Source organism: Paenibacillus sp. FSL R7-0128 (assembly GCF_038002245.1).
GTDB classification, from domain to species: Bacteria; Bacillota; Bacilli; order Paenibacillales; family Paenibacillaceae; genus Paenibacillus_AQ; species Paenibacillus_AQ silagei.
Genome location: NZ_JBBOCD010000001.1, coordinates 1,482,177 through 1,495,454 on the forward strand (window position 1 = coordinate 1,482,177; position 13,278 = coordinate 1,495,454).

The window sequence follows — 13,278 nt, forward strand, 5'->3', positions numbered from 1 at the left end:
GCATAAAGAGCTGTTCACCGGATACGTTATGCCGGTGAACAGCTCTTTATTGTAAGAGAAGAAATGATATCGGGAGGTTATGCGGGCTGCAGCCAGTTAGTCCTGATTACCATGCATAAGCCTTCGGAGCCGCACCGCCGGGTCCGGGGAAAATCTCGTCCAGACGCTTCAGCACGGACTCGTCCAGAACGACCTCCAGGCTGCGCAGCGCGCTCTCGAACTGCTCCAGCGTACGCGGTCCGATGATTGGCGCTGTTACGGCAGGGTTGGCCAGCAGCCAGGCCAGAGCGATATTATCCTGCGGCTCGCCCAGCTCCAGACTCAGCTCCGCAAAGGCCTCAAGCTGCTTCTTGTGCTGCTCCACACGCTCCGCGTTGCCGCCGCTGCGGCTGCCCTCGATCTTCTTCAGCGCATTGCGTCCCAGCAGTCCTCCGTCAAGCGGACTCCACGGAATAATGCCGAGGCCCAGATGCTGCGCCGCAGGCAGAACCTCAAGCTCCGGCAGACGGCAGGTCAGGCTGTATTTATGCTGCTCGGATACCAGTCCAAGGAACCCGCGGGCCTTCGCTTCCTGCTGGGCAACGGCAATATCCCAGCCGGCGAAGTTGCTGGAGCCGGTGTAGCCGATCTTGCCTTGGCTGACCGCAAGCTCAAAGGCGCCCCACAGCTCGTCCCAGGACACGTTACGGTCGATATGGTGCATCTGGTAGAGTTCGATGTGATCGGTCTGCAGACGCTGCAGGGAGCCCTCCAGATGGCGGCGGATAATGTAGGAGGAGAGGCCGCCTTCATCATTGGGTCCATCCAACTTGTCACTCATCGCCCCGTAGACCTTGGTCGCCAGGACAACCTTCTCACGGCGTCCGCCGCCCTGCTTGAACCAGCGGCCGATAATAGTCTCGGTCAGACCCGAGTTCTCACCCCATCCATACACATTGGCGGTATCAAAAAACTGGACTCCCGCGTCCAGCGCCGCATCCATAATCCGGAAGGCTTCCTTCTCGTCGGTGATGGGACCGAAGTTCATCGTTCCCAGACAGAGGCGGCTTACCTTCATACCAGACTTGCCAAGCTTCGCGTATTGCATCTTGAATCACTCCTCTTCCATATGATTAGAGATCCGATAATTTCACCTACCCATTAATTGTAATCAATTGGCGGGACAAGGGCAAATTAGGGATTTGTCTCACTTATAGGCTATATCTATGAACGTGATAGAATCTATATCTTTGTCCTTTGTCCTTCGTTATGATACAACAATATACAGAAGAACTATGTCTGCGACCAGCAGGACTACCTAAGGAGTGACAGGAATGAGCGAGGTCAAAAAAATCGCCGTAATTGCCGGGGACGGTATCGGACCTGAAGTTGTGGCGGAAGCGGAAAAGGTATTAAAAAGAACGGAAGAGCTGTTTGGGTATACATTTGAAACAGAGCACGCCCTGTTCGGCGGAATCGCCATTGATGAACGCGGAACTCCGCTGCCTGAGGATACGCTTGCGATCTGCCGCAGCGCCGATGCTGTATTGCTTGGAGCCGTAGGCGGACCGAAATGGGATAACAATCCTAAGGAGCTGCGTCCGGAGACCGGACTGCTCGGTATCCGCAAGGCGCTTGGCCTATTCTCCAATCTGCGTCCGGCGGTGGTCTTCGATTGTCTGAAGGATGCTTCGACGCTGAAGCCGGAGGTCCTGGAAGGCACAGACCTGATGGTCGTGCGTGAATTGACAGGCGGGATCTACTTCGGGGACAAGCTGCGCCGTCAAGGTGAGCATGGGGAAGAAGCGGTAGATACTTGTGTCTACAACGTCACTGAAGTGGAACGGATCGTACGCCAGGCGTTCGAGATTGCCGGGAAGCGCCGGGGCAAGCTGGCGAGTGTCGACAAAGCCAACGTTCTGGAGACCTCCCGTCTGTGGCGTGAAGTGGTGAACAGACTGGCGCCGGAATATCCGCAGGTTGAAGTTGAGCATGTGCTGGTGGATAACTGTGCGATGCAGCTGCTGCGCCGTCCTTCGAGCTTCGATGTCATCGTGACCGAGAATATGTTCGGTGATATCCTGAGCGATGAAGCAGCGATGCTGACAGGCTCCATTGGTATGCTGGCCTCCGCTTCACTGGGAGAAGGCAGCTACGGACTCTATGAGCCGGTTCACGGCTCCGCGCCTGACATTGCCGGACAGGGGCTGGCGAACCCGATCGCTACGATCCTGTCGCTTGCACTGATGTTCCGTATGACCTTCGGCTACGAGAATGCAGCCGCAGCCATTGAAGCCGCAGTTGCGGAGGTACTGGATGCCGGTCACCGGACGAGCGATATCGCAGTTGATAAGAGCAAGGCGATCAGCACCACAGAGATGGGCGACCTGATTGTAGCCGCTATCCGCAAAGCCTAGTTCTACCACATGTATCCCTTTTGACGCAGAATGAAGAAAAACTTCACAAAATGTTGCTTATTTATAATTATTATAAAAAAGTAATCAATGTAATATTGACTTTGATTTTGTACGATGATAACATTTGGTCTGTACCCGTAAGAATGTAACCATCCAATAAAATCAAGAAAAGCATATTGCATCCGGCAACGGTCCGGTAGCTGTTTTTCTTACATAATCAAAAGGAGGATTTAAGCAATGGCAGAACGTTTGGTAGGTAAACCCGCTCCTGACTTCTTCATGGAGACAGTAACAGGCGACGGTAAGGATTTCGGTAAGGTAAGCTTGTCTGACTATCGCGGCAAATGGCTTGTATTCTTCTTCTATCCGCTTGATTTCACCTTCGTATGTCCAACTGAAATCACAGCCCTGAGTGATGCTGCTGCTGATTTCGCAGAGCTTGATACAGAAATTCTAGGTGTGAGCATCGACTCCATCCATAGCCACAAGGCTTGGTTGTCTACACCTAAGGATATGAACGGTCTTGGCCAGATCAACTTCCCGCTGGCTTCTGATATCACGAAGAAGGTTGCCAGCGATTATGGCGTCCTGATTGAAGAAGAAGGCATTGCGCTGCGCGGACTGTTCATCATCGATCCTGAAGGTGAACTGAAGTATCAGGTTGTTAACCATAACGATGTGGGCCGCAGCGTTGAAGAGACATTGCGTGTGCTGCAGGCTCTCCAATCCGGCGGGCTGTGCGCTATGAACTGGAAGCCAGGCGACAAGAACCTGTAAGCTTCCGGGCCTCATGAACCGCGATCTTTGATATACTAAGAGGACCTCCTTGCGGGAAGCATTATTCCCTTCAAGGAGGTTTTTTGCAAAGATATGGACAGACGTTTGAAAATAGGCATAAAGGTTAATATATAGCTTGTAAGGAGAGGAATCTCTCCCGCTGTTTTGTAATATACTAATAGGAAATCAAATCAACGACAACACTCAAGGAGGGTGAACAAAAATGAGCTTTTGCTGTGGAGCGAGTATGGTTGGAACGAAGGGGACCCTAAAGCATTATCGCACGCAAGTCCATAATGTTCCCCTGCTTTTTTGTCCGGTATGCCACCGGGTAGAGGTACATTACAAAGTCGAGAATGAATATGAAATTCTGGCGGAATATGCCCATGGCGACGGCGTCACGGATGTGGATTTCCAGGATTATGTGATGGAGGAAGAGGAAGCGATCTTCGAGAACGTCATCAATATGGAGAGCGAGGACCCGCTCGCGATCATACGCAGCCAGATCGATATGTCGCTGGACCTGCTGGCGGTTGCCAAACAGATCGGCGACTCCAAATGGGAACGTGAGCTGAAGAAGCGTCTGGCTGTCATGAGCCAGCGGCGTCACCGGCTCCAGCAGAAGGCTTGAATGTCTGTCTTGATCCTGCCACCATCATGTTATAAATCAGTGAGCTCCCGCCGCCTGGCGGGGGCTCTTTTCAATGTATTTGCAGGAAACAAATCATTCCCCTCCCACTTAAATGTGTCTTAAGAATCATTTTAGGAATATTTTTGCCATTCGACAGATTCTCTGATTGCGTTGTCTTCTTCTCTTGGATATGATTGGAATATAGTTGAAACGGTTGGATAATACAATACGATTTTCGAATGTTCTGGCGGCTTCGTCATATACTCAGATACATAGTAATTTGATGTCGCTTAAGCGTCTTCGTCAATTGCAGTAAAAGGGGGAACTTCGTATCGTGATAAGCCAATATCAGGAAAGCTTGCTATTATCGGCAAGAACGTTTCAATCTGGTCCGATGGATACCACATTTGAGGATGTGCTGGAGCACATCGACAGCGGGATTCTGCTTTTTGATGATGAGGGTGTGCTGACTTTCGTCAACAAGCAGATGTACGGCATTCTGGAGCTTAACCGTCACTCTCTTCTGGGCTGCACCTTGCATCATCTGTTATCCCATATTCAGCTCAGCCGCTTCAAGAAGAAACAGGTGCTCAGGAGTTATCGTGAAATGGTGCTCAAAGGTAAGCCAAGCTATGAATTTGTGGATGAATATGGACGGTACTGGCGCGCAACCCTGTCCAGCGGAGAGGAAATGAAGGGCAGCTACCTGTTCACATTCAAAGAGATCTCCGACTACAAGCTGATTGAACAGACGGCCTACCAGAACGACAGCCTGGCCATGCTGGGCCGGTTATCGGCCTCCATCGCCCACGAGATCCGCAATCCTCTGACGGCTATCCGGGGGTTCATACAATTGCTTCATCCCCATCTGCATCTGCTCGGCAAAGAAGAATATGCGAAGATTATATTAGCGGAGATTGACCGTGCCAATGACATTATTCATGAATTTCTGACTTCCTCCAAGCCTTCTGTGCCGCAGATCAGCATGATTCCTGTCTCTGCCCTGCTGAAGGAAGTGGTCCTGCTGACAGAGAGCGAGGCGCTGATGAAGGGCTGCCAGATCAACTTGCAGGTGCTCCAGGAGGACCTGGTCATCTCAGGGGATATTAAGCAAATGAAGCAGGTTGTGCTGAATATGATCAGAAATGCGATGGAAGCGATCTCGGAGCGGGTGGATGATTCTGTAGGCCGGATTGAGGTAGGTGCACGTAAAGAAGGAACAGAGGTGCGCATCTTCATCTCTGACAACGGTAAGGGAATGGATATCTGCACGCTTGACAGATTGTTCAATCCGTTCTTCACCACGAAGGAGAATGGGACGGGACTCGGGCTCTCCGTCAGTGACCGGATCATCAAGAATCATGGCGGCTGCATCTCGGTCAGCAGCCGGCTGAATGAAGGAACCCGGTTCGTCATTTCGCTTCCGCTTACTCACTAATGCTATCTTAAGCCCTTTGTTCTCGGTGGAGTGCATACGGGTTATAATTAATATGTAAGGGCTGATTCCTGCGATGCACGAACAAGTGCGGGAGATCAGCCTTATCTGCGTTAGTCGGAGGGATGAAGTTTGATCTTTGAATGGAGCAGTGATGCCGGTAAAGCTTCGCCGCAAGGAGATGCTGTATGTCTAATCATCTCAGAGGCACAGGCACAGGGAGAAGGACTTCCGGCAGATTGGGCCGCGAGAGTCCGCCTATTGTCCGCTGCGGGCCTGTTCAGTGGCAAACAAGGGCAAGTGTATATACTGCCCGTAATGGAGCAGCCTGAGCAGCCTGTGGTCATTCTGGCCGGAAGCGGAAAGGGCCAGATGGGTATGCACGAGCTGCGGCAGCTGATGGCGCAGACCGCCAGGGCAGCTTATAGGCTGAAGGCCGCTACGCTGGTTGTGCAGATATTGGCGGTACCGGGCGGGCTGACTGGGGCGCTGAAGGCGGAGCAGGCCGGCCAGGCCATCGCGGAAGGGCTGGTCCTGGGGTCTTACCGCAGAAGACACTATAAGCTGGACCAGGCAGCCTATACGGGTATAGATACGGTACATCTGCGTACGGAAGGCAAGAGCGAAGCAGCAGACGAGGAAGCCTGGAGACAAGGCATGAAGCGGGGGAAGGCTTTCGGGGAGGCTGCTAACCTTGCCCGTGATCTGACCAACCGTCCGGGGAATCTGCTGACTCCTTCGGGTCTTGCAGTGGCTGCCATCGAAATTGCACAGCGGCACGGGCTTCCGGCTGAAGTACTGGATGAACGGGAGCTTGCGCTTAAGGGAATGGGCGGCTTGCTTGCGGTCGGCAGCGGCAGTGTGAATCCTCCCCGCATGATTGTTATCCGCTATCAGGGGACGAATCAATGGGAGAACGCAGTGGGCTTGGTCGGCAAAGGAATCACTTTCGATACCGGGGGCATCTCCCTGAAGCGGGCACCGGGCATGGAGAGCATGTTCAGTGACATGGCCGGGGCCGCAGCCGTTCTTGCGGTTATGGATGCGTTGGGGCATTTGCGTCCCAAGGTCAATGTGGTCATGCTGATTCCGGCGGCAGAGAATATGCCGGCAGCGAATGCTTATAAACCGGGCGATATCATTACTACCCTCAGTGGAAGAACGGTCGAAATCATCAATACTGATGCGGAGGGACGGATCATTCTGGGAGATGCGCTCACCTATGCCCGGGAATGGGGAGCACAGCGGATCATTGACGTAGCCACGCTGACAGGAGCTGTGGTGTCGATTCTGGGAGATGTGGCTACAGGGGCAGTAACGAATGATCAAGCATTCCTGGAAGAGCTTCTGGCAGCCTCAAGGCTGTCAGGGGAGCACATCTGGCCGTTGCCTGCCTATCCTGAATTCCGGGAGATGCTGACAAGCGAGGTTGCGGATCTCCGCAATGCTGCCGGACGATATGGAGCTGTCAGCACGGCGGGGCTGTTCATCGGAGAATTCGCCGAGGGATTGCCGTGGGTGCATCTGGATATTGCAGGGACTGCCTTTCTGTCTGCGGAACGGGGTGTGAATCCTAAGGGTGCCACAGGTATCATGGTCCGCACCTTGCTGGAATATCTGCTGAGCGCTGCGGCTGAACCAGATCACCGCTCCCCTGAGGCCTAGACCGAATCGTCCAAACAGACACAAAGAGCCGCAGATTCTCAGTTTCCTGAGACCTGCGGCTCTTTGTTCATTTGGAATCCTGCTTCTCATAACTGCGGGAATAGCAGCCTATTTACGGGCCTTCATCTGGGCAGTCAGGGATTGGACGCCATTCATAATCTTATCCCGTGTATTCTTATTCTTCAGCAAGTAGGCGGCTCCCAAGGCTACCGTTGTAAACAAAGTCTTCTTGGTGTTCATGGTTATTCCTCCTTGGCAATAGTCTGGTTGTTAAAAGCTTATAACTAACATACCCGCATGCCAAGGTTTCTAAACGAAAGAATACTAAGTCTGTATCCGCTAGAACTGCATCCTAGCGCTTGTTGCCCAGTGAAGCACTGCCGCAGGACAGAGGTGAATCCATCGCTGCTGCGGGACAGGTCTTGCCCTTGTCACAGCCCGCACAGGCCCCCTGCTTGCCTTTCTGCACATGGCGGTAGATTATCCAGCCGGAATACCCGAATATTAGCGCCACAATCACAATATTAACGATCATTGCCGTCATCGCTTCCTCTCTTAATAACTTGGACTTGCTGCGGGGCTACGACCATCCGAGCAAACGTCCTCCTTGATAGATCACCAGTGACACCGCATAGGCCAATACCAGAGAGTAACCCATGGAGAAGAATGTCCATTTCCAGGACGCAGTCTCTTTCTTGATAACGCCGACAGTGGCCAGGCAAGGAATGTAGAGCAGGATAAAGGCCATGAAGCTGATCGAGCTAAGCGGTGTAAAGACTGAAGCAATCTGGCCTTCCAGTCCCGCTGTATCCGGAGCATGGTAGATGATGTTCATGGTAGAGACCACAACCTCTTTCGCGAGGAAGCCGGGCACCAGAGTTGATCCCGCCTGCCATGTTCCGAAGCCGAGCGGCTGCAGCAGCGGGGCAATGAAGCCGCCGAATTTGGCCAGGAAGGAGTGATCCATGTCCACATTGAGGCCGCCAGGACCAGCATAGGACATCAGCCAGATCAGGACCGAGCCGGCCAGGATAATGGTCCCTGCTTTGCGCAGGAAGCCCTTGCCCTTCTCCCAGGTGCTGCGGCTCAGTGTCTTGAGCTGCGGCATCCGGTAAGGAGGCAGCTCGATAATGAAGATAGACGCCTCATTCTTGAACAGGTACTTGGAGAAGAACTTACACAGAACCAGGGCAAATACAACACCCATGACATACATAGAGAGTACAGCTGTAGCTTGCTGGGCAGGAAAGAAGACCGCTGCGAACAGCAGATAGACCGGAAGCCGGGCAGAACAGGACATCAGCGGCATAAGCAGTGTCGTCAGCATCCGGTCCTTGGGCTGTTCAATACTTCGGGCCGCCATAATCGCCGGTACGTTGCAGCCGAAGCCGATAATGAACGGAATGAAGGCCTTGCCATTCAGTCCCATCCGTTCCATCGTGCTGTCCATCAGCAGGCAGACACGGGCCATATACCCGGAATCCTCCAGGAAGGAGATCATCAGGAACAGGATGAATATCTGTGGAACAAATACGAGTACGCCGCCCACACCGCCGATGAGACCATCAACGATCAGTGCGTGCGTGAATTCCGAAGCTCCGATGGCCCCCAGCAGCGAATTCGTCCAATCGCTGAGCTGACCGCCGATGAAGCCATCCAAGAGATCTGACAACGGCCCGCCAATCCAGTCAAAGGTAGTTTTGAACATGGCATACATAAACAGGATGAACAGGGGCAGTCCGAGAAAACGGTGGGTAAGGATGGAATCCAGACGTTCGGTCAAATTATGCGGTTTTTGCAGGGTGGAGTCTATCGCTTCAGCGCACACCTTGCGGATGTAGTCCATGCGGACCGAGCGAATCAACTGGGGAAGAGTGAGTGCAAGCTTATCCCGCTGCAGCCGGGTCTGAGCGGTATCTGCAATCAGCAGCAAGCCGGAAATATCCGTCCGCTTCTTAAGCAGCTCCAGGATTACCGGGTTCTGCTCCAGCAGCTGGAGAGCAACCCAGCGGAGATTAGGCAGACCAGAGATCTTTTGCAAATGTGTAACAATGGAGGCTATGGCTTCTTCAGCGAGTTCCCCATAATTCAACTGGAAGGTAACAGGCGGGATATGGGAAGGCTGCTCCAGCACGCTAAGCACCTGACTGGTTCCTTTGCCTGTCCGGGCAATCAGCGGCAGCACGGGAATACCAAGCTGTTCCGAAAGAATGTCGGGGTTCACCTGAATGCCGCGCGCCTTGGCGACATCGGTCATATTCAGTCCGAGGATCGTCGGCTTGCCATACTCCAGCAGTTGCAGGGTAAGCAGCAGGTTCCGTTCCAACTGCGAGGCATCGACAATATTGATAAGTGCTTCAGGGGTTTCTTCGATTAAGTATTGTGCGGCTACGCCCTCATCACGGGAGAGGGGGTGAAGGGAGTAGATTCCAGGCAGATCGATGAGCTTCCCGGCTCCGTTCTTTAGACTGCCGATTTTTTTCTCAACCGTAACGCCTGCCCAGTTCCCTACGTATTCGTAGGAGGAAGTCAGGGTATTGAACAGCGAGGTTTTCCCGGTGTTGGGGTTCCCCACAAGTGCGATGGAGCTCATGATACTTTCACCTCTATCATAGATGCTTCCTTCCGCCGGATAGCAAATAGCTGACCGTTACATTCAAGCGTAATCGGACCCATGAACGGCCCTTTGCCCTTGAGACGGATCATTACACCCTCAGATACTCCCAGATCGGCCAGACGGCGGCGCAAAATTGGATTCATGCCTTCAATTCTTTGAATGGAGCCGGTAGTGCCTGGTTGCAAACGCAGCAAGGAGCAGGATGTTAGAGCCATTGTTATCCCTCCGAAAGAGACTGATAATCAATCTCAATGATTTCTTGTAATGTAGCATTTTACTGCCATTTATTCTGTGATTAATGTCATTGTTTCTGTTAGCGAAAATCGATATGAAAATTACTGAAATTTTCTTTACAATATCTTCTTCGTTAAAGTATGATTGAACGATAATATAAGCATAGTACTAAAGAGATACCCCGAAGGGAGAACAGATTGTGAAGACTAATCATAGTAAAATTGTCGATTGTACCATCCGTGATGGGGGATTGGTAAATAACTGGGATTTCAGTATTGAATTTGTTCAGAAATTATATGCCGGACTGAATGAAGCCGGTGTTGATTATATGGAAATCGGATATAAGAACTCGCCGAAGCTGCTCAAAGGGGCAGAGGGTGCAGGCCCTTGGCGCTTTTTAAATGATGACTTCCTGCGCAAGGTCATTCCGCAAAAGGGGCATACGAAGCTGTCGGCTCTGGTCGATATCGGCCGGGTGGACGAGAATGATATTCTGCCACGCAGCGAGAGCATGCTCGATCTGATCCGTGTGGCTTGTTACAGCAAGGATGTGGACAAGGCCCTTCAGCTGGTGCAGACCTTCCATGACCTGGGCTATGAGACGACCATTAATATTATGGCCCTGTCCAATGTGATGGAGAATGAGCTGTTGGAAGCCTTCGAGCAGATCCGTGAGAGCGTAGTTGATGTAGTCTATATCGTGGATTCTTACGGCAGCCTGGATCATAATGACTTTCATTACCTGGTAGAGAAGTTCAAGACACATCTTCCGGAGAAGCGGCTCGGTGTGCATACCCACAACAATCTTCAGCTGGCCTTCTCCAATACGCTGATTGCAGCCGAGAAGGGGGTAGAGCTGCTGGATGCTTCCTGTTATGGAATGGGCCGCGCCGCAGGTAACTGTCCTACAGAGCTGCTGGTTACCCATCTGAAGAATACGAATTATACGCTCCGGCCTGTTCTGGATATCATTGAGAACCTGATGATCCCTCTGCGGGAGAAGGAAGAGTGGGGCTATATCATTCCGTATATGATTACAGGAACGCTGGACGAGCATCCCCGCTCGGCAATGGCGCTGCGATCTTCGGCCGATAAAGATAAGGCGGTTGACTTCTATGACACACTGACAACACCCGAGGTCAATTTCGGGGACAAATAACCGTCTGGAAGGAGAAAGCACTGGCCTCTGTTTGTAGGCAGGTGCTTTTTTTCTGCCGAATCTGCTTCCTTACAATATTAGTAGGTGATCAATGTAACTTTACAGAGCTATCTAGCCGATATTTATACATAGGACATCATACACATCCATCTGACTTTATAGATATTATTTTTAGACGCGAGGGACTTATGAGACAAGAAGAGAGAAAGACGATTCATGCGGCTATTCTGGGGGCTGTGCTATTCCTTCTGATCCAGATTTTTCGTACACCGCTGGGCCGAATCGAGGACAAGGATTTACTGATAGCCTTTTACCTTATTTTGGGCTGCTGTACTGTCGCGTTCGGTTTTGCGATTTTTGCCCAGGGCTGGCTGCTGTTCGCCAATAGTCTATCTAAGGCTAGGCTGTACACCTCTGCATTGTTCCTGGGGGTGAGCATTTTTGATTTCCTGCATGTACTCGGGTTTGTAGGTATTCCTGGAATCACCTCGTATATCAGCCCGGAGCAGTCCTTATGGCTCCTGACGTTCTCCCGGCTGGCTAGTGCACTGGGGATTATGCTTATTTTCAGCAGAGAAGACCAGCTTGTAGGAAACGGCGTCAAGGGGAAGGTGTTTCGGAATGCTTTTGTGGTGATTCTGCTGTCTTTGGCTGTGTTTGGTCTCGGCAACCTGATTGTCTCCGGGCTGGCGGACGAACCATGGGCAGAAACGGCAAGAGACCTGATGAACATGGCGATACTGTTCGTCTATTTACTTGGTGCTGCGATTATTATCTATCCTGGCAAAAGCGAAAAGTCAGCCTCTCTGCTGATTATTATCCGTTCCCTTGTATTCTTCTCACTGGCTCAGGTCTTCTTCATGAATCTGTTCAGTGTCGGAGAATTGGATTATCTCTTCGGGATGCTCAGCAGCGCAGCGGCCTATTATCTTCTGCTGACCGGGGTCTACAGATTGACGATTGAGGAGCCATTTCAGGAGAATCAGCAGGCGGAAGCGCGGATTAATTATCTGGCGTATCACGATGAGCTGACAGGTCTTCCGAACAGACGCCGCCTGATGCAGCGCATGGAAGAGGTGGTGCTCCAGAGTGAGCAGGACAAAAGCCGCGGCTTCGCCGGGCTGGTCATTATGAACATCAACCATTTCAAGAATATCAATGACTCTCTTGGCCATTATGCAGGAGATCTGCTGTTGCAGCTGGTCGCCCGGCGGATCGGGGATGAGGTTAGAGTCAATGAAGAGCTCTTTAGTATGGGAGCGGACGAGTTTGCTTTTCTGATGACGGAGCGGACGGGTCTGGAGAATTGTCTGGTCCGGGCGGGTGAGCTGCTGCGCCTGTTCGAGACACCGGTAGGCCTGGAGTCGGGCGAATACCATATCTCGCTGAGTCTGGGGGTAAGCATCTACCCCGGGGATGGAGATACGGCAGAGCAGTTGATACAGAATGCAGACACAGCGGTGCACAATGCCAAGGATCAGGGGGTGGAGATCCGCCGCTATATTCCGGCTATGCAGATGAAGGCGAAGGAACGGCTCAAGCTGGAGAACGATCTGCGCCGGGCGCTGGAACGGGGGGAGTTCTATCTGGTCTATCAGCCCCAGGTACTGCTTGAGACAGAAGAGATTGTCGGCATGGAGGCGCTGCTGCGCTGGAACCATCCCAAACGCGGCTTGGTCTCTCCGGTGGATTTCATTCCTATCGCTGAAGAGAGCGGGCTAATTGTTCCCATTGGGGAATGGGTGCTTAAGACAGCCTGTCTGCAGAATAAAATGTGGCAGGATGCCGGCTATCATCCGATTTGCGTGTCCATTAACCTCTCGATGCGCCAGTTCCTGCAGCCCAATCTGGCCGGCAAAATTGATGCCATCCTGAAGGATATCGGTCTAGATCCCTGCTACGTGGATTTGGAGATTACCGAGAGTATGACCCTGGACAAGGAGACCGCCTTCGACCAATTGAACCGCCTCAAAAGACTTGGCGTATGCATCAGCATCGATGATTTCGGCACAGGCTACAGCTCTCTGCATTATCTGAAAAATATGCCGATTGACCGCTTGAAGATCGACCGTTCCTTCGTATCCGATGTCATGGAGGATAGCAACAATGCCGCGATTGTCTCTACAATTACCTCGATGGCCCACCATTTGAAGCTTAAGGTCACCGCCGAAGGTGTGGAGAACAAGGAGCAGCTCCACTTTCTGCGTCAGCAGCATTGCCATGAAGCCCAGGGGTTTCTGTTCAGCAAGCCGGTGAAGGCGGCCGAATTCGAGCAGTCCTTCCTCAGGCCTCTGCTGGAAATGCCGTCGTAACCTCTGGACCTCCGTTATCTGAATTTAATAGGGTTGCAATTTATTCGTAGTG

General features: G+C 52.1%; 12 protein-coding genes. 7 read left to right on the forward strand and 5 right to left on the reverse strand.

Going from position 1 to position 13,278, the window contains the following annotated elements; translation table 11 throughout:
* Positions 1-106: 106 nt before the first annotated feature.
* Positions 107-1,087, reverse strand: a complete 981-nt coding sequence (locus NST26_RS06275) for an aldo/keto reductase (protein ID WP_036696143.1) — start codon at positions 1,085-1,087, stop codon at positions 107-109.
* A 226-nt stretch (positions 1,088-1,313) separates the two neighbouring features.
* Between NST26_RS06275 and leuB the strand changes: the two genes are divergently transcribed.
* The 5 genes from leuB to NST26_RS06300 all read left to right on the forward strand — a co-directional run bounded on the left by leuB (position 1,314) and on the right by NST26_RS06300 (position 6,904).
* The gene (gene leuB, locus NST26_RS06280; RefSeq protein ID WP_036727684.1) at positions 1,314-2,396 is read left to right on the forward strand and encodes a 3-isopropylmalate dehydrogenase; all 1,083 of its coding nucleotides are present in this window, start codon (positions 1,314-1,316) and stop codon (positions 2,394-2,396) included.
* Positions 2,397-2,633: 237 nt separating this feature from the next.
* Positions 2,634-3,173 carry a peroxiredoxin gene (locus NST26_RS06285; RefSeq protein ID WP_036727686.1) on the forward strand — a complete coding sequence of 180 codons (540 nt, stop codon included), beginning with the start codon at positions 2,634-2,636 and terminating at the stop codon, positions 3,171-3,173.
* 223 nt (positions 3,174-3,396) lie between these two features.
* Positions 3,397-3,804 (forward strand): hypothetical protein, encoded by a 408-nt coding sequence (locus NST26_RS06290; RefSeq protein ID WP_036727687.1) that lies wholly within the window; start codon positions 3,397-3,399, stop codon positions 3,802-3,804.
* A 334-nt stretch (positions 3,805-4,138) separates the two neighbouring features.
* Positions 4,139-5,242 (forward strand): ATP-binding protein, encoded by a 1,104-nt coding sequence (locus NST26_RS06295; protein WP_036727689.1) that lies wholly within the window; start codon positions 4,139-4,141, stop codon positions 5,240-5,242.
* A 129-nt stretch (positions 5,243-5,371) separates the two neighbouring features.
* Positions 5,372-6,904, forward strand: coding sequence for a leucyl aminopeptidase (locus tag NST26_RS06300; RefSeq protein WP_340955387.1), 1,533 nt, complete (start codon positions 5,372-5,374; stop codon positions 6,902-6,904).
* Between the two features lie 108 nt (positions 6,905-7,012).
* Here NST26_RS06300 and NST26_RS06305 read toward each other — a convergent pair whose 3' ends face one another.
* The 4 genes from NST26_RS06305 to NST26_RS06320 form a co-directional block, all read right to left on the reverse strand.
* Positions 7,013-7,144 carry a hypothetical protein gene (locus tag NST26_RS06305; RefSeq protein ID WP_256707444.1) on the reverse strand — a complete coding sequence of 44 codons (132 nt, stop codon included), beginning with the start codon at positions 7,142-7,144 and terminating at the stop codon, positions 7,013-7,015.
* A gap of 112 nt (positions 7,145-7,256) precedes the next feature.
* A complete protein-coding gene (locus NST26_RS06310; RefSeq protein WP_327196469.1) occupies positions 7,257-7,448 on the reverse strand; it encodes a FeoB-associated Cys-rich membrane protein in 192 nt (63 codons plus the stop codon).
* A 36-nt stretch (positions 7,449-7,484) separates the two neighbouring features.
* Complete coding sequence (feoB, locus tag NST26_RS06315) at positions 7,485-9,497, reverse strand: ferrous iron transport protein B (protein ID WP_036727693.1); 2,013 nt, start codon at positions 9,495-9,497, stop codon at positions 7,485-7,487.
* On the reverse strand, positions 9,494-9,736 hold the full coding sequence (locus NST26_RS06320; protein WP_036696155.1) for a FeoA family protein: 243 nt from the start codon (positions 9,734-9,736) through the stop codon (positions 9,494-9,496). Before NST26_RS06320 ends, feoB begins: the two co-directional genes overlap by 4 nt.
* 218 nt (positions 9,737-9,954) lie before the next feature.
* Between NST26_RS06320 and NST26_RS06325 the strand changes: the two genes are divergently transcribed.
* Both NST26_RS06325 and NST26_RS06330 read left to right on the forward strand, forming a co-directional pair.
* Positions 9,955-10,914, forward strand: coding sequence for an aldolase catalytic domain-containing protein (locus NST26_RS06325; protein WP_200869575.1), 960 nt, complete (start codon positions 9,955-9,957; stop codon positions 10,912-10,914).
* A 188-nt stretch (positions 10,915-11,102) separates the two neighbouring features.
* Positions 11,103-13,226, forward strand: a complete 2,124-nt coding sequence (locus NST26_RS06330) for a putative bifunctional diguanylate cyclase/phosphodiesterase (RefSeq protein ID WP_036727697.1) — start codon at positions 11,103-11,105, stop codon at positions 13,224-13,226.
* The last annotated feature ends 52 nt before the right edge of the window (positions 13,227-13,278 follow it).